Source organism: Jiangella aurantiaca, from assembly GCF_004349105.1.
Classification (GTDB): Bacteria; Actinomycetota; Actinomycetes; order Jiangellales; family Jiangellaceae; genus Jiangella; species Jiangella aurantiaca.
The window spans coordinates 1-20080 of sequence record NZ_SMLB01000055.1 but is presented as its reverse complement, the minus strand read 5'-3'; the positions used below and the strand labels follow the sequence as shown (position 1 = coordinate 20080).

At 73.5% G+C, this 20080-nt stretch carries 19 protein-coding genes and 1 pseudogene; 6 read left to right on the top strand and 14 right to left on the bottom strand.

From position 1 onward, the window contains the following. Nucleotides 1-127: 127 nt before the first annotated feature. Nucleotides 128-568, bottom strand: coding sequence for an Lrp/AsnC family transcriptional regulator (locus E1262_RS25950; RefSeq protein ID WP_132107094.1), 441 nt, complete (start codon nt 566-568; stop codon nt 128-130). Nucleotides 569-630: 62 nt separating this feature from the next. Here E1262_RS25950 and E1262_RS25945 point away from each other — a divergent pair, with 62 nt between their 5' ends. Both E1262_RS25945 and E1262_RS25940 read left to right on the top strand, forming a co-directional pair. Beyond that, nucleotides 631-1668, top strand: coding sequence for an aminotransferase class V-fold PLP-dependent enzyme (locus E1262_RS25945; RefSeq protein ID WP_132107092.1), 1038 nt, complete (start codon nt 631-633; stop codon nt 1666-1668). A 94-nt stretch (nt 1669-1762) separates the two neighbouring features. Then, on the top strand, nt 1763-3115 hold the full coding sequence (locus E1262_RS25940) for an FAD-binding oxidoreductase (protein ID WP_162606087.1): 1353 nt from the start codon (nt 1763-1765) through the stop codon (nt 3113-3115). 186 nt (nt 3116-3301) lie between these two features. Here the strand turns inward: E1262_RS25940 and E1262_RS25935 are convergent, their stop codons facing one another. From E1262_RS25935 to E1262_RS31855, 4 genes are all read right to left on the bottom strand, one after another. Then, entirely contained in the window at nt 3302-4951 is a 1650-nt protein-coding gene (locus tag E1262_RS25935; protein WP_203454458.1) for an amidase, read from the bottom strand. Beyond that, complete coding sequence (locus E1262_RS25930) at nt 4948-5250, bottom strand: hypothetical protein (RefSeq protein ID WP_132107088.1); 303 nt, start codon at nt 5248-5250, stop codon at nt 4948-4950. The genes E1262_RS25935 and E1262_RS25930 overlap by 4 nt, the downstream gene beginning before the upstream one ends. Nucleotides 5251-5330: 80 nt before the next feature. Further along, nucleotides 5331-6437: a M24 family metallopeptidase gene (locus E1262_RS25925; protein WP_132107086.1), complete on the bottom strand. Its 1107-nt coding sequence runs from the start codon at nt 6435-6437 to the stop codon at nt 5331-5333. Nucleotides 6438-6461: 24 nt separating this feature from the next. Continuing rightward, nucleotides 6462-6584, bottom strand: coding sequence for a hypothetical protein (locus E1262_RS31855; protein WP_275261818.1), 123 nt, complete (start codon nt 6582-6584; stop codon nt 6462-6464). A gap of 39 nt (nt 6585-6623) precedes the next feature. On the opposite strand from E1262_RS31855, the gene E1262_RS25920 reads away from it, so the two are divergent. After that, the gene (locus E1262_RS25920) at nt 6624-7328 is read left to right on the top strand and encodes a class E sortase (RefSeq protein ID WP_132107084.1); all 705 of its coding nucleotides are present in this window, start codon (nt 6624-6626) and stop codon (nt 7326-7328) included. Here E1262_RS25920 and E1262_RS31940 read toward each other — a convergent pair. Continuing rightward, a pseudogene (locus E1262_RS31940) lies at nt 7309-9060 on the bottom strand (MMPL family transporter); the annotation flags it as partial. The gene E1262_RS25920 and the pseudogene E1262_RS31940 overlap by 20 nt on opposite strands. A gap of 489 nt (nt 9061-9549) precedes the next feature. On the opposite strand from E1262_RS31940, the gene E1262_RS25910 reads away from it, so the two are divergent. Together E1262_RS25910 and E1262_RS30585 are read left to right on the top strand one after the other, a co-directional pair. Next, entirely contained in the window at nt 9550-10479 is a 930-nt protein-coding gene (locus E1262_RS25910; protein ID WP_238993058.1) for a 5'-3' exonuclease, read from the top strand. Continuing rightward, a complete protein-coding gene (locus E1262_RS30585) occupies nt 10479-10619 on the top strand; it encodes a hypothetical protein (protein ID WP_162606086.1) in 141 nt (46 codons plus the stop codon). Before E1262_RS25910 ends, E1262_RS30585 begins: the two co-directional genes overlap by 1 nt. Before the next feature lie 130 nt (nt 10620-10749). Here the strand turns inward: E1262_RS30585 and E1262_RS25905 are convergent, their stop codons facing one another. The 8 genes from E1262_RS25905 to E1262_RS25875 form a co-directional block, all read right to left on the bottom strand. After that, nucleotides 10750-11763: an NAD-dependent epimerase/dehydratase family protein gene (locus E1262_RS25905; protein ID WP_132107132.1), complete on the bottom strand. Its 1014-nt coding sequence runs from the start codon at nt 11761-11763 to the stop codon at nt 10750-10752. Between the two features lie 20 nt (nt 11764-11783). Next, nucleotides 11784-14543 (bottom strand): DEAD/DEAH box helicase, encoded by a 2760-nt coding sequence (locus E1262_RS25900; protein ID WP_132107082.1) that lies wholly within the window; start codon nt 14541-14543, stop codon nt 11784-11786. A gap of 4 nt (nt 14544-14547) precedes the next feature. Further along, nucleotides 14548-15447: a diacylglycerol kinase gene (locus tag E1262_RS25895; protein ID WP_132107080.1), complete on the bottom strand. Its 900-nt coding sequence runs from the start codon at nt 15445-15447 to the stop codon at nt 14548-14550. Continuing rightward, complete coding sequence (gene tatC, locus E1262_RS25890) at nt 15428-16303, bottom strand: twin-arginine translocase subunit TatC (RefSeq protein ID WP_132107078.1); 876 nt, start codon at nt 16301-16303, stop codon at nt 15428-15430. The genes E1262_RS25895 and tatC overlap by 20 nt, the downstream gene beginning before the upstream one ends. A gap of 21 nt (nt 16304-16324) precedes the next feature. Beyond that, nucleotides 16325-16639 carry a Sec-independent protein translocase subunit TatA gene (gene tatA / locus E1262_RS25885; protein WP_132107076.1) on the bottom strand — a complete coding sequence of 105 codons (315 nt, stop codon included), beginning with the start codon at nt 16637-16639 and terminating at the stop codon, nt 16325-16327. Nucleotides 16640-16723: 84 nt separating this feature from the next. Then, entirely contained in the window at nt 16724-16897 is a 174-nt protein-coding gene (locus E1262_RS30580; RefSeq protein ID WP_162606085.1) for a hypothetical protein, read from the bottom strand. A gap of 11 nt (nt 16898-16908) precedes the next feature. Continuing rightward, nucleotides 16909-17958, bottom strand: a complete 1050-nt coding sequence (locus tag E1262_RS25880) for a helix-turn-helix transcriptional regulator (protein ID WP_203454455.1) — start codon at nt 17956-17958, stop codon at nt 16909-16911. After that, nucleotides 17955-18929, bottom strand: coding sequence for a helix-turn-helix transcriptional regulator (locus E1262_RS25875; protein WP_203454448.1), 975 nt, complete (start codon nt 18927-18929; stop codon nt 17955-17957). The genes E1262_RS25880 and E1262_RS25875 overlap by 4 nt, the downstream gene beginning before the upstream one ends. A 54-nt stretch (nt 18930-18983) precedes the next feature. On the opposite strand from E1262_RS25875, the gene E1262_RS25870 reads away from it, so the two are divergent. Further along, nucleotides 18984-20072, top strand: coding sequence for a DUF3866 family protein (locus E1262_RS25870; RefSeq protein WP_132107074.1), 1089 nt, complete (start codon nt 18984-18986; stop codon nt 20070-20072). Nucleotides 20073-20080 lie beyond the last annotated feature (8 nt).

Below are 20080 nucleotides of genomic sequence, written 5' to 3'. Positions count from 1 at the left end.
GCCATTGGCACAGCGATCATGCGGATCATCCCGCGCCGGGCGGCGGCCAGGTGAGGTGAGGGCCCGTCGGTCACCAGATCGGCGGACCCTCCCGCAACCTGCTGCCGAGCCGGCACCGGGCCGCGCCTCACGCCGTCATCGGCCGGTTCTCGTACGCCGTCGACAGCACGATGGTGGTGCGGGTGGACACGTTCGCCGACGACCGGATGCGGGCCAGCAGGTTCTCGAGGTCGGCCGGGCGGCCCACCCGCACCTTGAGGATGTAGTTCTCGTCGCCGGCGACGGAGTAGCAGGCCTCGATCTCCGGGATGCCGGCCAGCCGGTCCGGGGAGTCGTCGGGCTGGCTGGGATCGATCGGCTTGATGGAGATGAACGCCGTCAGCGGCAGCCCGACCGCCTCGTGGTCGACGACGGCGGCGTAGCCGCGAATGACGCCGCGCTCCTCGAGCCGGCGGACCCGCTGGTGCACGGCCGACGTGGACAGGCCGGTGGACTTGCCGAGATCGGTGTAGCTCATCCGGCCGTCCCGCATAAGCAACGCCACGATCTTCCTGTCGATGTCCTCCACGGGTGCACTCTACTGGCGGCCCGGCCCACACCCCGTCCACGCCACGCTGGCACGATGACGGCATGGAACTTGCCGCAGCGCGCTCGCTGTTCGACCCTCAACCTGGCTGGCTGAACACCGCGAGCTACGGACTGCCCCCGTCGACGGCGTGGACGGCGCTGCAGGAGGCGCTGGACGAATGGCGGCACGGGCGGGTGTCGTGGGAGGGCTGGGGTGCGTCGACGGCGCGGGCGCGGTCGGCGTTCGCCCGGCTCGTGCACGCCGACGAGCAGGACGTGACGACCGGCGCCCAGGTGTCGCAGCTGGTCGGGCTGCTCGCGGCGTCGGTGCCGGACGGGACCGTGGTGCTGGCGCCGGAGGAGGACTTCACGTCGCTGCTGTTCCCGTGGCTGGCGCAGGCGCACCGCGGCGTCGAGGTGCGGACGGTGCCGGCGGCGGAGCTCGCCGCGCGGATCACGCCCGACGTCGACGTCGTCGCGTTCAGCGTCGTCCAGTCGGCCAGCGGCGTGATCGCCGACGTCGACGGCGTCACGGCCGCGGCGCGGGCGGCCGGAGCGATCACCGTCGCCGACGCGACCCAGGCGGCGGGCTGGCTGCCGGTCGACGCGCGCCGGTTCGACGCGATGGTGGCCGGCGGATACAAGTGGCAGCTGTCGCCGCGCGGGACGGCGTTCCTCGTGACGACGGCGGACCTGCGGGCGCGCGTGGTGCCCTCGCAAGCGGGCTGGTGGGCGGGCGACGACCCGCACGCCTCGTACTACGGGCCGCCGTTGCGGCTGGCCTCGGACGCCCGCCGGCTGGACCTGTCGCCGGCGTGGTTCTCGTGGGTGGGCGCGGCGCCGGCGCTCGAGCTGCTGGAGGCGGTGACGGTCGAGGCGGTGCACGACTGGAACGTCGGGCTGGCGAACCGGTTCCGGGCCGGACTCGGGCTGCCGCCGGGCGACTCCGCCATCGTCTCGGTGGACGTGCCGGGCGCGCAGGAGCGGCTGGCCGCGGCCGGCGTCCGGGCCGCGGTGCGCGGCGGCCAGCTGCGGGTGTCGTTCCACCTGTACTCCTCCGAGGCGGACGCCGACCTGGCCGTCGCGGCCCTGACCAGCTGACTGTCACACTTTCGAGCTTCGGTCCGTCCCGTTGTCGGACCCGACCGGCAGACTGGTTCGGGCACCATGATCACGCACCCGGATGGAGAGTCTCATGATCCACCTCGACGGCTTCCGCTCGACGCTCACCGGCCGGGCCTACGCACCCGGCGACGACGGCTACGACGACCTACGGCGGCCGTGGAACCTGCTCATCGACCAGCACCCCGCGGTCGTCGTCGTGGCCGAGTCCGCCGCCGACGTCCAGGCGGCGGTCCGGCTGGCGCGCGAGAACGGCGTGCCGTTCTCCGTGCAGTCGTCCGGCCACGGCGCCGTGCGGCCCAACGACGACGGCGTGGTGCTCAACGTCACCCGGCTCACCGGGGTCGACGTCGACGCCGAGCGCAAGGTGGCCCGCATCGACGCCGGTGTCCGCTGGCGCAGCGTCCTCGAAGCCGCCGCGCCGCACCAGCTGGCCGGGCTGTCCGGCACCGCGCCGACGGTCGGCGCCGTAGGCTACACCCTCGGCGGCGGCATCGGCCTGTTGCTGCGCCGGTTCGGCTTCGCCGCCGACAGCGTGCTCGCCGCCGACGTCGTCACCGCCGACGGCTCGCTGGTGCACGCCAGCCGCGACGAGAACCCCGACCTGCTGTGGGCGCTCAAGGGCGGCGGCGGCAACTTCGGCGTCGTCACCTCGCTCGAGGTGCGGCTGTACGACGTGCCGTCGGTGCACAACGGCACGATGATGTACCCGGGCGCCCGGGCGGCGGAGGTGCTGCGCGCATGGGCCGACTGGACCGGCCAGGTCTCCGACGACGTCACGTCCGCCGTCATGGTCATGTCGTTCCCGCCCATCCCGGCCGTGCCCGAGCCGTTGCGCGGCCAGCACGTCGCCATGCTCCGGGCCACCATCGCCGGCGACGACGGGTCCGCGCTCGAGCCGCTGCGCGCGGCGCTGGGTGAGCCGCTGATGGACGGCTTCCGCACGTCGACGTACCTCGAGGCGGCGCTGTCCGGCAACGAGCCCACCGACCCGATGCCGGCGGCCGGCCGCAGCACCGGCCTGGGCGGGCTGACCGACGCCGCCATCGATGCGCTGCTCGAGCTGGCCGCGCCGGGGTCGCCGGTTCCCGGCGTCGACATCCGCCACCTCGGCGGTGCGGCGGCGAAGGACCAGGACGGCCCGCTCTCCCACCGCGACACCCCGTACATCGCGGCGGCGAACGCGCTGGCCGCCACGCCGGAGCAGCTGACCGCCGTGCGGCAGCGGCTCGACGAGGGGTTCGCCGGCCTCGCCGGGCACACGCGACCGGTCGGCGCATTCAACTTCCTCTCCCCCGGCTCGACGCCCGACGTCGTGAAGTCGGTCTTCTCCGAGGGCGCCTACCAGCGGCTGCAGGAGGTCAAGCGCACCTGGGACCCGGACAACGTGTTCCAGTACACCCACAACATCCCGCCGGCGAGCTGAGGCGGAGCAGTCGAAGGGGACACGCCGCCGCGCCGACCTCCGTGGGGGGTCGGCGCGGGTGGGATCGGTTGGCTCGGGCCAAACGATCACGTTCAGCACGAGATCCCGTGTCGCACTACGTCTGCAATCGTGTCGATGGTCCAGAAATCCTGGTGATGCCGGCCTCCGTTCCCTTCACTCCGCCTCCTACTGCGACTGCTCGGCCGCCTCCGCCGCCGTCAGCCGGGGCCGGGCCGCCGCCGCGCTCGCCAGCGACCGTGCCCCGGCCGCCGCGCCCGCCGCGACCGGGTCGGCCGGACGGCGCCAGTGCCAGTCGGTCAGGGCCTGGTAGGCCGCCGCCACCGCGAGCAGCCGGTCCTCGGCGTAAGGGCGGCCGCCCAGGATGGTCCCGATCGGCAACCCGCCGGAGAAGCCGATCGGCAGCGCCAGCTCCGGCAGCCCGATGATGTCGAACGGCACCGGTGAGGTCTGCACCACGACGTCGCACTGGGCGAACAGGTCGTCCAGCACCCGCTCCAGCAGCACCAGTTTGGCCCGCTGGCCGGTCAGGTACTCGTCGGCGCCCATGAGCGCGCCTTGCAGCCAGCTGGTGAGCGACACACCGAACAGCCGCAGGTCCTGGCGCAGGTACGGCACGAACGGCTCGGCCCGCTCGGGCAGGCGGACGTCGTTGAAGCGACCGGTGAGCAGGTCCCACTCGTCCGGCAGCGTCACGTCGACCACCCTGACGCCCTCGACACCGGCCAGCGTGTCGAGGAACGCGCGCCGAGCGGCCGCCGTCGGGCTGGTCCCCGAGACGAACCCCGGGATGACGCCGATCCGGGTGGGCCAGCGCAGCTTCAGCCGCTTGCCCCGGTACACCGGCGTCGCCGCGGCGACGAGGTCAGGCACCGGCGGCAGCCCTTGGGTGCGCGGATCGTTGGCGTCCTCGCCGGCCATCGCCGACAGCATGATCGCCGCGTCCCTGGCGTCGCGGGCCAGCGGGCCCGGGTGGTCGCGCGAGTACGTCAGCGGGACGATCCCGTACAGCGACACCCGGCCCATCGTCGGCTTCAGCCCGGTGAGGTTCTGCGCGTTCGACGGCGCCGTGATCGAGCCGCCGGTCTGCGTCCCGATGCCCGACGTCGCCAGGCGGCCGGCCACCGCGGTCGCGGTCCCGGTCGAGGAGCCGCCCGGGTTCGTCGACGGGTTCTCCGGCGTCCAGGCGTTCACCGTCGTGACCATGCCGTCGGGCGTGGTCGCGCGGGTCGTCGCCAGCGGACCCATCTGGGTCTTGCCGAGCACGATGCCGCCCGCCGCCGTCAGCTTGGCGACGCTGGTGGCGTCGAACGGCGGGACGAAGTCGGCGAAGACGTACGAGTTCGCCGTCGTCCGCACGCCCGCCGTGTAGTAGTTGTCCTTGATCGCCAGTGGGATCCCGTGCAGCGGGCCGCGGTAGTGGCCGCGCCGCAGCGCCCGGGCCGCCGCCGCGGCCTGCTCGGTGAGCACCAGGTTGAACGCCTGGTAGACGTCGTCGTACGCCGCGATGCGCTCCAGGTACGCCTCGAGCAGCGTCTCCGCCCGCAGCGTCCCAGCGCGCAGCAGGTACGCCGCCTCGGCGATGGTCAGCTCGGTCGGGTCGGCCACCGCCTCCGGCCGCGGCGACGTGGATGCGTCCGTGTGCGGGCCGGTCCGGGACCGCGGCGCGGCCGGCCCGGCGAAGGCCACCTGCGGCAGCCCGACGGTGCCGGCCACCGCTGCGCCCGCGGACAGCACGGCCATCCGGGCGAGGAACGAGCGCCGGTCGACGTGCACATCCTGCGGGTCGCCGGTCTCCAGCTCCGGCACCCCCGTCACGAGTCCCTCCAGGCCGTGCTGATGGACGGGTACAGCATCGGCGCGGCCTGCTGCGACAGCTCGACGGCCTGCGTGGCGGGCGTGCCGGTCGGCGCCGGCGGCACCCAAGCGCTGATCTCGGCCAGCGACGACCGCGCGAACGAGCGCAGCGAAGCCAGGACGGCGGCCCGGCCGGGTGCGCCGGTCTCCGGGTCAGCGGCCGTGCCCGGCGGCAGCTGGTCCAGGTCGATGCCGACGGCGGCGAGCCGGGCCCGGATCATGACGTCGAGCTCGGCGTCGGTCGGTGGGGTGGGCGCCATGTCGCTCCTCGAGGGTGTCAGGACGGTGGATGTGCACTGACACGCTCGCGCGGAACGGTTTCGGCGCTATGTCCGCGATGTCACGTATCCAGGATCACCAGGTCGCGCGGCCGACGGTTCAGCGCCTCCACCCCGTCCGCGGTCGCCACGACGATGTCCTCGATGCGCGCCCCGTAGCGGCCGGCCAGGTAGAACCCCGGCTCGACGGAGAACGCCATGCCCGGCTCCAGCGGCGTGGCGTTGCCGGCGACGATGTACGGATCCTCGTGCGTCTCGAGCCCGATGCCGTGGCCGGTGCGGTGGATGAAGTACTCCCCCAGCCCGGCATCGGTGAGCAGGTCCCGAGCAGCCGCGTCGACCGACTCCGCCGTCACGCCCGGCCGGACGTGCGCGACCGCGGCCTCCTGGGCCCGCCACAGCGCCTCGTACGCCGTCCGGTACTCCTCCGGCGGCTCGCCGACGGCGTACGTGCGGGTGGAGTCGGAGCAGTACCCGGCCGCCGTCGTGCCGCCGATGTCGACGACGACGGGGTCGCCGGCCGCGATGACGCGGTCGCTGGTCTCGTGATGCGGGCTGGCGCCGTTCGGCCCGGACGCGACGATGACGAAGTCGACGCTCACGTGCCCCTCGGCGAGGATCGCCGCGGCGATGTCGCGGCCCACCTCGGCCTCCGTGCGGCCGGCCCGCAGCCACTCGCCCATCCGGGCGTGCACGCGGTCGATGGCGGCCGCGGCCTCGCGCAGCAGCTCGACCTCGGTCGGGGACTTGCGCATCCGCAGCTCGGACAGGACGGCACCGGCGGCGACCTGCTCGACACCAGGCATCGCGGCCCGGAACCGCAGCGTCTTCTCGGCCCACATCTGGTCGTCCAGCCCCACCCTGCGCGCGCCGGGCAGCAACGCCGCGGCGAGCGCGACGGCGTCGTCGGTCTCCTGCCACGACCACACCTCGAGGGCGAGCTCGCCCGCACCGGACGCGAGTGCCGCGGGCTGCTCCAGCGCGGGCACCAGCAGCGTCGCCGGGCCGTCGACCGGCAGCACCAGACAGGTCAGCCGCTCCAGCGGCTTCGCGTCGTAGCCAGTGAGGTAGCGCAGCCCGGCGCCGGGCGTGATGAGCAGGGCGTCGAGGCCCGCGGTGGCAGCCGCGGCGCGGGCCCGGACCAGGCGGTCGTCGAGGTCGGCGGTCACTGTCGCACTCTAGCCAGCCGCCGCTCAGCTGCCGCCGGCCGCCGCGGCGGAGCTGGCGACCACGATGGCACCCGTCACCGCCGCCTGGACCGGTGTGCCCGTTTCGTCGTCGTACGCGAGCAGGAGAAGATCTTCGGCGATCAACACGCCTTCGACTCCAGCCGCCGCCCTATTAGGGTCGTGGGTATGCCACGACACGCGCAGCAGCGCGTCAGCACCCGGCCCCGCCGCAGTGCCTGGGCCGTCGTCATCGGAGGCATCGGCGAGCTGCTGCTCACCGCGGGCGCGCTGGTCCTGCTCTTCGTCGTCTACATCCTCTGGGGCACCGGCATCCAGACGGCGCGGGCGCAGGACGCGCTCGAGGACGAGCTCGGGACCCAGTGGGAGCAGCTCGCGCCGGATGCGCCGGCGCCTGACCCCGACGCGCTGGCAGAGGGCGACGCGTACGGCATCCTGCGCATCCCCCGCTTCGGCGACGACTGGGAGTTCACCATCGTCCAGGGCGTGCAGCCCGACGACCTCGCCCGCGGCCCCGGCCACTACCCGAACACGGCCAACCCCGGCGAGCTGGGCAACGTCGGCATCGCCGCGCACCGCTCCGGGCACGCCGAGCCGTTCGCCGACTTCCCCCAGCTCCGCGTCGGGGACACCATCGAGATCGAGATGGCCGACGGCACCTACGTCTACCAGCTCGACGACGCCCCCGACGGCGACAGCGACGGCAACCGCATCGACATCAGCGACGTCTGGGTGGTCGACCCCGTGCCCGGCGAGCCACGCGACACCGAGCCGACCGAGCAGCGCATCACGCTCACCACGTGCTGGCCGCGGTTCGGCTCGTCGCACCGCATGTACGCCACCGGCACGCTGGTCAGCGGCCCGAGCGGGTGAGGTCCGCCTCCGGCTCCAGGTGCGGCAGCGCCCGGTCCAGCCAGCGAGGCAGCCACCAGCACCGGTCCCCGAGCAGGAACATCGCCGCCGGCACCACCAGCAGCCTGATCACGGTGGCGTCGATCAACACGCTGAACCCCAGTCCGACCGCCAGCATCTTGATGACGACGTCGTCGGCGACCACGAACGCGAAGAAGACGGTCATCATGATCAGCGCCGCCGACGAGATGACCCGCGCCGTCACCGCCAGCCCGGTCGCGACGCTGCCGTGGTTCTCCCCCGTCGCCAGCCACGCCTCCCGGACTCGTGACAGCAGGAACACCTCGTAGTCCATCGACAGCCCGAAGACGATCGCGAACATGATCATCGGGACGTAGGACTCGATCGGCACCGGCTGGTCCACGCCAAGCAGCGACGACCCCCAGCCCCATTGGAACACGGCGACGACGACGCCGTAGGCGGCGGCGATCGAGAGCAGGTTGAGCAGCGCCGCCTTGAGCGCGAGCACCGGGCTGCGGAACGACAGCAGCAGCACGACGAACGCCGCGCCGACGACGATCGCGATGATCTCCGGCAGCCGGTCGGCCACCAGGTCGCGGAAGTCCAGCTGGGCCGCCGTCAGGCCGGTGACATAGGCCGACGTGTTCGACCCCGCCAGCAGCGGGGCGATGGTGTCGTCCCGCAGCGTGTGCAGCAAGTCGTCGGTCGCGGCGTCCTGTGGCCGCGTTGACGGCGTCACCGTCGCGACCAGCAGGGCACCGTCCTGGCTGGGGGCGAAGTCGGTGACGGCGGCGACGCCGGACGTGCCGGCGATGGCGGACTGCAGCTCCGACGCGATGGTCGCGCCGTCGTCGCCGTCACCGACGTCGACGGCGAGCGTGAACTGGCCGTTCACGCCCTGGCCGAAGCCGGTCGAGATAGCGTCGTAGGCCGCCCGGGTGGTGCTGCCCGGCGCCGACGCGCCATCGTCGACGTGCCCGAGCCGCAGCGAGAGCGTCGGCACCGCGAGGATACCGGCGACCAGCACGCCGGCGACGAGGTAGCGCCACGGGTGCCGGTCCAGCGCCAGCGCGTACCGCCGCCAGCCCGACGCGGCACCGTCGCCGGACTCCTCCGCCACCGGTGTCCGGACCCGCAGCCGGTCGATCCGCCGTCCCGCCGCGCCGAGCAGGGCCGGCACCAGCGTGACCGCGGCGATCCCGGCGACGACGACGGCCACCGCGGCGGCCAGCCCGAGCTTGCCGATGAAGCCGATGCGCGTGGCCCACAGCCCGGCCAGCGCGATGACGACCGTACAGGCGGCGATCAGCACCGAACGGCCGCTGCTCGCGACGGTCCGCCCGGCGGCCGCAACCGGGTCGGCGCCGTCCAGCAGCCCCTGCCGGTGCCGCGTCGTCAGGAACAGCGCGTAGTCGATGCCGACGCCCAGCCCGAGCATGACGGCGAGCGTCGGCGACGCCGTCGCGAAGTCGACCCCGGCGGCGAGCAGCCCGAGCAGGCTCAGCGCCGCCACCACGCCGACCACCGACGACGCGATCGGCAGGACCGCGGCCACGACGCTGCCGAACGCCACCAGCAGCACGACGAGCGCCACCGCGATCCCGATGCCCTCGGAGCGCCGGTCGTCCGGCGCCGGCTCCGCCGCCTGGCCCAGCGCGCCGGTGTATTCGACATCGACGCCGGCCTCGCGCGCCGGGTCGGTGGCGGTATCCATGGAATCGACGAACGTCGATCCGAACGCGCCGGGGTTGCCGTCGAACTGGACGGTGACGTAGCCGACGGAGCCGTCCGGGCGCCGGGACCAGGTCGGACACCGTCAGCACGTGCTCGACCGACTCGACGTTCGCCACTGATTCGTCCACGGCGCCGGACTGCGCCGCCAGGCCGGCGTCGTCCTGGAACACCAGCCGCGCCGAGTACGCGCTGGCAGCGACCTCGTGCTCGACCAGCAGGTCGCTGCCTTGCCCGGACTCGGTGCCCGGCAGGGTGAAGTCGTCGCTGTACGTGCCGCCCCAGACTCGGTCGGCGACCACGGTGCCGGCCAGGACCACCAGCCACACCACGACGACCGGCCACGGGTGCCGGGCGCACCCCCGCCCGAGCCGCTCCAACCCCGTTGATTCCGCCATCGTCGCCCCCCGGCGTCTTCCTGCGAACGTAGGACCGGCATCCGGGCCTGTCAACGACCTGAGGGCGACGACGGCTCAGTAGGCTGATCGGCATGCCCGGCACCGAGAACCGCCTGATGCTCCTCGACACCGCCTCGCTGTACTTCCGCGCCTTCTTCGGGGTGCCGGAGTCCATCAAGGCCCCCGACGGCACGCCGGTGAACGCTGTGCGGGGGCTGCTGGACTTCATCGCCCGGCTGACCACCGACCGGCGGCCGGCCCGGCTGGTCGCTTGCCTAGACGCCGACTGGCGGCCGGCGTTCCGGGTGGCGCTGCTGCCGTCGTACAAGGCGCACCGGCTGGCCAACGCCGCCCGCAACATCGAAGAGGTCCCGGCGGCGCTCGAGGCGCAGATCCCGGTCATCCTCGAGGTCCTGACGGCACTGGGCATCGCGCACATCGGCGTGCCGGGCTTCGAGGCCGACGACGTCATCGGCACGCTCGCGACCGGCGACCCGGGCCCCGTCGACGTCGTCACCGGCGACCGCGACCTGTTCCAGCTGGTCGACGACGCCCGGGGCGTCCGCATCCTCTACACCGCCCGCGGCGTCGGCCGGCACGAGGTGGTCGACGAGACCGTGGTCGCCGCGAAGTACGGCATCCCGGGCCGCTCGTACGCCGACTTCGCGACGCTGCGCGGCGACCCCAGTGACGGCCTGCCCGGCGTCGCCGGTGTCGGCGACAAGACCGCCGGCACGCTGATCACCCGGTTCGGCAGCATCGACGGGCTGCTGGCGGCGGTCGACGACCCGGCGGCGGACCTGTCGCCCACGCTGCGCCGCAAGCTCGCCGACGCGCGCGAATACCTCCTCGTCGCGCCAGACGTCGTCGAGGTGCGCCACGACGTGCCGCTGCCCGACTACGACGACACCCTGCCCTCGGCGCCGGCCGACCCAGAGGCGCTGGTCGAGCTGGCTAACCGCTGGGGCCTGGACTCGTCGCTGAACCGGGTGCTCAACGCGTTCAGCCCGGCACCGGCCTGATGACGCCGGGCGGTCTCCACGCGGACGCCTGGTGTTCGGCTGCCGCCGAGGCGCGGCCGACCATGATCGACTTCGAGCTGCTGGTGGTCGATTTCGGCCCGGACGACACCGTCACCCGGGTCTACTTCAGCCAGAGCTGAGCGATGCCAGGGTCGCCGCGAACGTTGATCTTGGAGTTCTTCGGGTATCAAACGGACGAATCGCCCAGCAATCGCCGAACAACTCCAAGATCAACCCGGGTCGGGCGCTGGTGCGGGCGCGGTGGGACCGTCAGGGGGACGGTGAGCCCGCGGACGCGAGAATCGCCGCCTCGATGGCCGGGTCGAGGCCGACGGCGGGGCGATCGGGCCGCTGGGGCACGGAGCCGCCGATCGAGCGCAGCCAGGCCCACGTGTCGCCGACCGTCTCCTCGACGGGCCGCGGCCGCAGTCCCGCCGCCTCGGCCTTCGACGCGTCGGCAGAGTGCAGGCCGAACGTCTCGAACTCGTGCTCCGGCGGGATCCAGACCGGCAGGTCGGTCCACGGCACGACGCCCGCGGCCAGGATCGGCGCCGGGTCCACCCAGCGCAGCGACGCCGCCCCGCCGGTCACCGCCACGACCGCATCCAGCAGCGCCCCCATCGACGCGTGGCCCGGCCGGCTGACCGCGTTGAACACGCCGCCCGTCCCGGCCGCGACACACGACACCAGCCAGGCGGCGAGGTCGCGCGCGTCGATGTACTGGATCGGCAGGTCGGCCGGCCCAGGCGCCAGCATCGGCCCGCCGCGCGCGGCCCGGGTCAGCCACCACGGCAGCCGGCCGACGTCCTCGTGCGGGCCGAGGATCAGCCCGGCCCTGGCGATCAGCGCATCGTCACCGAACGCGCGCACCGCGGCCAGCTCGCCGCCGGCCTTCTGCTCGCCGTAGTCGCCGTCCTCGGCGTCGGGCGACGAGGCCAGCACCGGCGCGGACTCGTCGGCGTCCGGCGGCACCGGCGGCGCGTACACCGACCGGCTGGACACGTACGCGTACGTCCCCACCCGCCCGCGCAGGACGCGAGCGCTGTCGCGGACCGCCCGCGGGATGCCCGACCAGGTGTCGACGACGGCGTCCCACTTGCGGCCGCTGCCCAGCACGGCCAGCGACGACGGGTCCAGCCGGTCGCCGTGCAGCGTCTCGGCCCCCTCGGGCGCCGGACCGCGCAGCCCGCGGTTGAACGTCGTCACAGCCCAGCCGCGCGCCCCCGCCTCATCGACGACAGCGCGCCCCAGGAACCCCGACCCGCCGAGTACCAGCAGCCGCACCGCAGCACCCCCGGAAGACGTCACGCCGACAGCGTCGCGTACGCCACCACGCCGCGCCGCAGCGCCCCCGCCGCCAGCCGCGCGGTCTCGCGCAGCGGCGTGCCGGACGCGGCGTCGGCGATCTGGTCGAGCAGGTCCAGCAGCTGCCGGACGGCCCGGACGAAGTCGCCGGCGGCGAGGTCGGCGTCGCGCAGCACGGAGTCGAGCTGGTGGCCGCTGGCCCAGCGCCAGGCGGCGTGGGTGAACCCGAGGTCGGGCTCGCGCAGGAAGTCCAGCCGGTGGGTGGACTCGACGTGGTCGAGGTCGCCCCACAGCCGCACCATCTCAGCCAGCACGTCGCGGACCCGGCCCGGCGGCAGCCGCGGCGGGACGGCGTCGTCGGGCTGCCGCGACTCGTACGTGAGCGCGGCGACGGCGGCGGCCAGCTCGGCCGGGTCCAACCCGGCCCACACGTCGCGGCGGATGCACTCGGCGGCCAGCAGGTCCAGCTCGCCGTAGAGCCGGGCCAGCCGCCGGCCGGACGGCGTGACGTCGTCGCCGGACAGGTAGTCGAGATCCTCGAGCACCCGGCAGACGCGGTCGAACTGCCGGGCGACGGTGTTGGTGCGCGACTCGACGCGGCGCTGCAGCTGGTCGGCCTCGCGCCGCAGCCGCAGCCAGCGCTCGGCCCAGCGGGCGTGCTCCTCGCGGTCCGGGCAGCGGTGGCACGGGTGGTCGCGCAGCTGCCGGCGCAGCCGGGCCAGTTCCTCGTCGTCGGCCGCCGCGGACCGGCCGCGCCGGCGGCCGTGGTACTGGCGGCCGCCGTCGTCGGGCGCCTTCGCCCGCAGCGACGCCGCGAGGTCGCGCCGCGACGCCGGGACCCGCGGGTTGAACGAGCGCGGGATGCGCACCTTCGCCAGCGGCTCGACCGCGCTCGGGAAGTCGATCAGCGACAGCCGGCGCACCTGCCGGCCCTCGGTGAGCACCGTCGGGCGGGGGCCGTCGCCGCCGTGCGGCCCGCCGCCGGGCATGCCGGGATCGAGCACGACCGCCAGCCCGGCGAACTTGCCGGTCGGCACCCGGATCACGTCGCCCGGCCGCAGCCTCTCCAGCGACGCCTGGGACGCCGCCCGGCGCTGCGCCGTGCCCTCGCGGGCCAGCTGGGTCTCACGGTCCTTGATCGCCTGGCGCAGCCGGGCGTACTCCTCGAAGTCGCCCTGGTCGCAGGTCATCGCCTCGCGGTAGCCATCGAGCGCCTCCTCGGCCCGGCGCAGCTGGCGGGCGAGGCCGACGACCGCGCGGTCGGCCTGGAACTGGGCGAACGACGACTCCAAGATCTCCCGCGCGGAGCCGCGCCCGACCCGTCCGACCAGGTTGACGGCCATGTTGTACGACGGCCGGAAGGACGAGCGCAGCGGGAACGTGCGGGTCGAGGCCAGTCCGGCGACCGCCGTGGGGTCGAACCCGGGCTGCCACAGCACGACGGCGTGCCCCTCGATGTCGATGCCGCGCCGCCCGGCCCGGCCGGTGAGCTGGGTGTACTCCCCCGGCGTGACGTCGGCGTGGGTCTCGCCGTTCCACTTGACCAGCCGCTCCAGCACGACGGTGCGCGCCGGCATGTTGATGCCCAGCGCCAGCGTCTCGGTGGCGAAGACGGCCCGGATCAGCCCGCGGACGAACAGCTCCTCGACGACCTCCTTGAACGTCGGCAGCATGCCCGCGTGGTGGGCCGCGATGCCGCGCTCCAGGCCCTCGGCCCACTCGTGGTAGCCGAGAACGTGCAGGTCGCCCTCGGGGATGCCGGCGGTGCGCTCCTCGACCAGCGCCCGGATCTCCTGCCGCTCGTCCGGCGACGTCAGCCGCACGCCGGCGCTCAGGCACTGCTGCACGGCGGCCTCGCAGCCGGCCCGGCTGAACACGAACACGATGCCCGGCAGCAGCCCGGCGGCGTCGAGCTTCTCCAGCACCTCGACCCGGCCCGGCGTGTACGTACCGCGCGGACGGCGTGGCGGTCGCCCGCCGCGGCCCGTACGTCCGCCGGGCCGGGAGTTGCGGACGTCGTCGCGGCCGGCCCGGACCAGCTCCGGGCTGACCACGCGGCGGCCGTCGCCGTCGGCCTCGCCCTGGCCGAACAGGTCGTACAGCCGCGACCCGATCATGACGTGCTGCCACAGCGGGACCGGCCGCTTCTCCTCGACGACGACGTCGGTGTCGCCGCGGACGGTGGTGAGCCAGTCGCCGAACTCCTCGGCGTTGGAGACGGTGGCCGACAGCGAGATGACGCTCACCGACTCCTGGAGGTTGATGATCACTTCCTCCCAGACGGCGCCGCGGAACCGGTCGGCGAGGTAGTGCACCTCGTCCATGACGACGTAGCTCAGGCCGTTCAGCGTCGTCGAGCCGGCGTAGAGCATGTTCCGCAGCACCTCGGTGGTCATGACGACCACGGGCGCCTCGCCGTTGACGGTGTTGTCGCCGGTCAGCAGGCCGACCTTGTCCTCGCCGTGGCGCTCGACGAGGTCGTGGTACTTCTGGTTCGACAGCGCCTTGATCGGCGTGGTGTAGAAACACTTGCGGCCCTCTTCCAGGGCCAGGTGCACGGCGAACTCGCCGACCAGCGTCTTGCCGGCCCCGGTCGGCGCCGCTACCAGCACACCGCGGCCGGCCTCGACACTGCGGCAGGCGCGCAGCTGGAACTCGTCGAGCCGGAACCCGTACCCGGCCTGGAACTCCCGCAGCCGGGGGGACGGATCGCGTTGCCGCTCATGTGCTGCCGCGTAGCGTTCCGCCGGCGAACTCATGAGGCTACGGTAACCCGCCGGGCGGTGCGTACACCTGCTGGGCTCGCGGGACGACGTCGAACGTGCGGGGCAGCGGGCCGAGCCGTTCGCCGTCGACGTAAGCGGTGATGCCGGGTGCGTCCAGTTTGACCCGCCGGGCCCGATGCACCGTCACGAACGGGTACGCCGTGTGGGTGCCCCGCTTGACCCGGCGGAACGCCCGGACCAGCGTCGCCCGGCTCACCGGCGCCACCACGACGACGTCGAACATGCCGTCGTCCAGCTCGGCACCGGGCGTGATGCGCAGCCCGCCGCCGTAGGACGGGATGTTGCCGACGGCGACCAGCATGGCCTCGAGGTCGAGCACCTCGCCGTCGAGCTCGAGGTGGTACGCGATGGGTTTGAAGACGCCCAGCTCGGCGAAGGTGGCGACGTCGTAGCGGCGCGGCCCCTTCGGCCAGCGCATGCGGTTGACGCGGTCGTTCACCTTGGCGTCGAACCCGGCCGCGACGACGCCCGCGAACCACTGGCCCTCGGTGCGGCCGAGGTCGACCTCGCGGAGCCGGCCTGCGGCGACGACGTCGGCGGCGGCGTCCGGGTCGCGGAGCGGGAGGCCGAGCGCCCGGGCGAAGTCGTTGCCGGTGCCGGCCGGGACGACGCCGAACGGGATCCCGGTGCCGGCCACGGCCTGCAGACCCAGGTGGACCATGCCGTCGCCGCCGACCACGACGAGCGCGCGGACGCCGTCCTCGACGCTCTCGCGGGCCAGATCGGCGGCCTCGCGGACGTCGCGGCCGGCCACGGTGCGCACCGTCAGCCCGGCCGCGGCCAGCCGGTGAGCGGCACGTCGGCCGGCCCGGGCGCCACGCCCACGGCCGGCCGACGGGTTGATCAGGAGCGCGACCTCATCGCCGGCGGTCGTCATCGTCGTCGACGCGGCCCAGCTGGTCCAGCATGTCGTCCGGCGTGGCCTCGTCGTCGGCCAGCCCAGCCCCCGCCACCCGGTCACGGCGCTTGTCCATGAAGCGGCAGACGAGCACGGCGACCTCGAACAGCAGCCACATCGGGGTGGCCAGCACCATGAGCGAGAGCGGGTCGCCGGTCGGCGTGGCGATGGCGCCGAAGGCGAAGATCCCGACGATGACCCAGCGCCGTGCGGCGCCGAGCGTCTCGTGCCGCAGCACGCCGACGGCGTTGAGCAGGATCACGAAGATGGGCAGCAGGAACCCGATACCGAAGACCAGCACCAGCCGGATTGCGAAGCTGAGATAGCTGCTGAAGTCGACCAGCATGCTGGCGTTGTCGGGGGCGAAGTTCTGCATGAAGACCATCGCCCGCGGCATCAGCCAGATGGCCAGCAGCACGCCCAGGCCGAACATCGGCACGGCGGCGCCCACGACGGCCAGCGCCCACTTCTTCTCGTTGCGGTACAGCGCCGGCGTGACGAACGCCCAGAGCTGATAGATCCAGACCGGGGCGCCGAGAACGAGGCCCGTGAGCATGGCGATGCGCAGTGGGACCACGAGCGGGTCCATCATCTCGCGGAAGTTCAGGTCGGCGTCGCGGCCGGTCTGCTCGGTGGCCTCGATGAACGGGTCGACCAGGAAGTTGAAGATCTGGTCGCGGAAGACGAACCCGAGGACGCCGAACGCCACCACCGCGAGCGCGGCCTTCAGGACGCGGTTGCGCAGCTCGCGCAAATGTTCGGTGAGGGTCATGCGGCCCTCGGGGTCACGCTCCGGCTTGGAGCCCTTCCCCCGACGGCCGATCACTGTCGCCACGTCGGTCTACTGCGTGCTTCGTCAGGCGTCGCGGCGCGTCTGGTCGTCGGCCGGCGCGCCCGGCTGCTGGGCCGCGGGCTGCTGCGGGGTTGCCTGCTGCTGCGGCGTGGCGGTCGGCTCGACGGCGCGCTGCGCGGGCTGCTGGGCCTGCGGAGCGCCCTCGCCGGTGACGTCGCCGGCCTTGTCGTCCTTGTTGATGAGGCCCTCGGTCTCGGACTTGAAGATCTTCAGCGAACGACCCAGCCCCCGCGCGGCCTCCGGCAGCCGCTTGGCCCCGAAAAGGAGGAGCACGATGGCCAAGACGATGATGAGTTGCCAGGTGCCGATGTTGCCCATGGTCGACCTCTTCCTACGGGGGCGTCCCGTCGAATGGTACCCGTGATGCACGACAAGCCGGGCATCCCGCCGTCGTGCCGGGGACTACTTCAACCTCGATCCTACGGTCTCGTCAATGTCGTCTTGCAGAGCGTTCATCTCCCGGCCGAGCACGCCGAGCTTGCGCAGCAGCACCCACCCGGCCCGCACGACCAGGACGATCGCGAGCACGAACGCCACGGCGAGGGCGACGAACAGCCAGGCGGCGAGTGCGGACATGACCCTGAACACTACCCCTCGTACGCGGCCAGCGCCTCGCGGGCGGCCGCCGTGACCTCGGCGGACAGGTCGGCCGGCGCGACCACCCGGCCAGTGCTGCCCAGCCGGAGCGCCAGCCGTCGCACCCAGGCGCGGTCGCGGGCGCGCAGCTGCAGTCGCAGCGCGCTTCCGGGCAGCTCCTCGGCGGTCTCGTACGGGTAGTAGTCGGCCACCCAGCGGCCGGCCGGAGTCAGCTCGAATGTCACCAACTCGTCATCTGGGGACGGCTGGAACAGGCCGCCGTCGAGGTTCCGCGGCCGCGCCTCGCTAGGCACTTCCGCCGGGACGTCGAGCTCCTTGACGTCGAGCACGCGGTCGAGCCGGAACAGCCGCACCGACTCGGCGCGGTGGCACCAGCCCTCCAGGTAGAGCCGGCCGTCGACCACGACCAGGCGCATGGGGTCGACGTCGCGCTCGGTGGCCTCGTCGCGCGCGGGCACCCAGTAGGACAGGTGCAGGCGGTTCTTCGCGTCCAGTGCGCTGCGCACCGTCGCGGCGACGTCGGCGACCGCGTCGCCGTCGACCTGCACCTGCACGGCCGCCGCCTGCTGGGCGGCCTCGCCGGCGGCGTTCTCGAGCTTCGTGATGGCCCGCTCGACGGCGCCCCGCTCGAACGAGCCGGGCACGGACGCCAGCGTCCGCAGCGCCACGATGAGCGCGACAGCCTCGTCGGTGCGCAGCCGCAGCGGCCGGGCGAGGTAGTCGGCGTTCGAGACGCTGATGATGCCCTCGCCCTCGACCGCCTCCATGTCGACCTCGATGTAGTCGCCCATCTGCAGGCCGGGCAGGCCGGAGAACCACAGCACCTGCAGGTCGCGGATGACCTGCCGCTCGCTGACCCCGAACAGCGCGGCGACCTCGGAGACCTTCGCGCTGGGGTGCGAGCGCAGGTACGGCAGCATCGACAGCAGCCGGGTGACCTGCGCCTGCGCGCTGTCGGCGCGGCGGGCGGGCGCAGTGGTCTTCGCGGCCGTCCGTTTCCGGGTGGTCCTCTTCGCCGGCCGCTTCTTCTCCGACGTCACGCGGGCACCGCCAACATGGCTCGCAGCCGCTCGACGACGGCGTCGCGCAGCTCGACCGGCTCCAGCGCGACGACGTCGGCACCGTGGCTGACCAGCTCTTCGGCCAGCGCCTGGTTGCTGGTGTAGGGCACTGTCACCTCGTCCCATCCCGTAGTCGCGTCCGTAGCTACGAACGTAGCGCGCCGGCGCATGCCGTGCCCGCTGCCGTGCCGGACCCGGACGAGCGCGTGCAGGACGGGCGAGCGCTCCGGCGGTGCGAGGCTGGCGGCCGCCTCGCGGACCGTCTCAGGCGCCGGGACCTCGTAGCCGCCGGGGTGGCCGTCGGGCCGGACGTCGCCGACGATGCGCGACATGCGGAACATCCGGGCCGCCTCGCGGACGGTGTCGAAGCCGACGACGTACCAGCGGCCGTGCCAGGACAGTACGCTCCACGGCTGGAGGTGCCGCAGCAGCGGCTCCGACGTCGAGCTCTTGCGGTGGTGGAAGGCGACCGGGCGGCGGTCGCGGACGGCCTCCCAGAGCGGCCAGAACGCCGGCTCCTCTCCCCCGACCCGCGGCTCGACGGCGCCCAGCGACCCGGTGTCGGCCTCGACGCCGACCGCCTGCAGCTTGAGAACGGCGTTGCTGGACGCCTCGGAGAGGTACGTGTGCTGCCAGACCCGCGCGGCCAGCCCGACGACGGCGGCCTCGTCGGGCTCCAGGCGGATCTCCGGCAGCTCGAACTCGTGCCGCAGGATGCGGTAGCCGGGCTCTTCGTCGCCGAGCGGGTCGAACGAGCCGGTCTCGATCGGGATGCCGACCTCGCGCAGCTCTTCCTTGTCGCGCTCGAACATCCGCTCGAAGGCATCGTCGCTCTGGTCGCCGTACCCGCCGACCACCTCGCGGATCCGGCTCTTCGGCACGTACCCGCGCGCGACGAGCAGACAGATGACGAGGTTCATCAGCCGCTCGCTCTTGGCCGCCTGCGACACGCCTACCCCCAATCCCTTGCCAGCGCGAGACTAGCCAATAGCTAGTCTCAAGGCGTGATCCGCTGGCGAAACGGTGTTGTCAAAACAGTAGACGCCTCCTGGCCCGGTGCCACGCAGCTGCGTGTCGAGGTCGACGGGGAGCTGGTGCGCGCCGTGGCCTACGACCACCTGGTCGGGCGGCCGCGGCCGGGCGAGATCGTCGTGCTCAACACTACGGCGCTGGCCATGGGCCTGGGCACCGGCGGGTACGCGCTGGTCGTCGCGGTGCCGAACCAGCTGCCGCCGGACCCCGCGCCCGGCCCCGGCCACCTGGTCAAGGCTCGCTACACGCCGCTGCAGGCAACGGTCCTCGGCGTCGACGAGCAGGACTCGGAGTGGTACGAACTGCTGCGCGAGGCCGACGACCTGGAGGGACTGCCGGTCGTGACGGCGGACCTGCACTCGGCTCTGCCCGCGATCCTGGCCGGGCTGACGACGTCCGCGTCGTTCCCCGCTTCGGTGCGCGTGGCCTACGTGATGACGGACGGCGGCGCGCTGCCGCTGTGGTTCAGCAAGACCGCGGCGGCGCTGCGCGAGGCCGGATGGCTGGCCGGGACGGTCACCGTCGGGCAGGCGTTCGGCGGCGACCTGGAGGCCGTGACGCTGCACACCGGGCTGCTGGCCGCCAAGCACGTGCTGGAGGCCGACGTCGCGGTCGTCACGCAAGGGCCGGGCAACCTCGGCACGGGGACCCGCTGGGGGTTCTCCGGCGTCGCCTGCGGCGAGGCGGTCAACGCGGCGGTGGTCCTGGGTGGGCGGCCGGTGGGGTCGCTGCGGGTCAGTTCCGCCGACCCGCGGGCCCGGCACCACGGCGTGTCGCACCACAGCCTGACGGCGTACGGCCGGGTTGCGCTGGCGCCGGCCGACATCGTCGTCCCGGACCTGCCCGGCGAGTTCGGCGAGAAGGTCCGCTCCCAGGCGGCCCGGCTGGAGAGCCGCCACCACGTCGTCACCGTGCCCGTCGACGGGCTCGAGGAGGCGCTGGCCACCGCGCCCGTCGCGCTGACCACGATGGGCCGCGGCCTGGAGGACGACACCGCCTACTTCCTGGCGGCGGCCGCCGCCGGACGGCACGCCGGCGCCCTGTTGAAGCACGACGGCTGACCCCGCCC

Excerpts from the sequence above, each read along its gene's own strand:
- E1262_RS25945 (WP_132107092.1), top strand. The coding sequence starts at position 631 with ATGGAACTTGCCGCAGCGCGCTCGCTGTTCGACCCTCAACCTGGCTGG.
- E1262_RS25940 (WP_162606087.1), top strand. The coding sequence starts at position 1,763 with ATGATCCACCTCGACGGCTTCCGCTCGACGCTCACCGGCCGGGCCTAC.
- E1262_RS25930 (WP_132107088.1), bottom strand. The coding sequence starts at position 5,250 with ATGGCGCCCACCCCACCGACCGACGCCGAGCTCGACGTCATGATCCGG.
- E1262_RS25920 (WP_132107084.1), top strand. The coding sequence starts at position 6,624 with ATGCCACGACACGCGCAGCAGCGCGTCAGCACCCGGCCCCGCCGCAGT.
- E1262_RS25910 (WP_238993058.1), top strand. The coding sequence starts at position 9,550 with ATGCCCGGCACCGAGAACCGCCTGATGCTCCTCGACACCGCCTCGCTG.
- E1262_RS30585 (WP_162606086.1), top strand. The coding sequence starts at position 10,479 with ATGACGCCGGGCGGTCTCCACGCGGACGCCTGGTGTTCGGCTGCCGCC.
- E1262_RS25900 (WP_132107082.1), bottom strand. The coding sequence starts at position 14,543 with ATGAGTTCGCCGGCGGAACGCTACGCGGCAGCACATGAGCGGCAACGC.
- E1262_RS25895 (WP_132107080.1), bottom strand. The coding sequence starts at position 15,447 with ATGACGACCGCCGGCGATGAGGTCGCGCTCCTGATCAACCCGTCGGCC.
- tatA (WP_132107076.1), bottom strand. The coding sequence starts at position 16,639 with ATGGGCAACATCGGCACCTGGCAACTCATCATCGTCTTGGCCATCGTG.
- E1262_RS30580 (WP_162606085.1), bottom strand. The coding sequence starts at position 16,897 with ATGTCCGCACTCGCCGCCTGGCTGTTCGTCGCCCTCGCCGTGGCGTTC.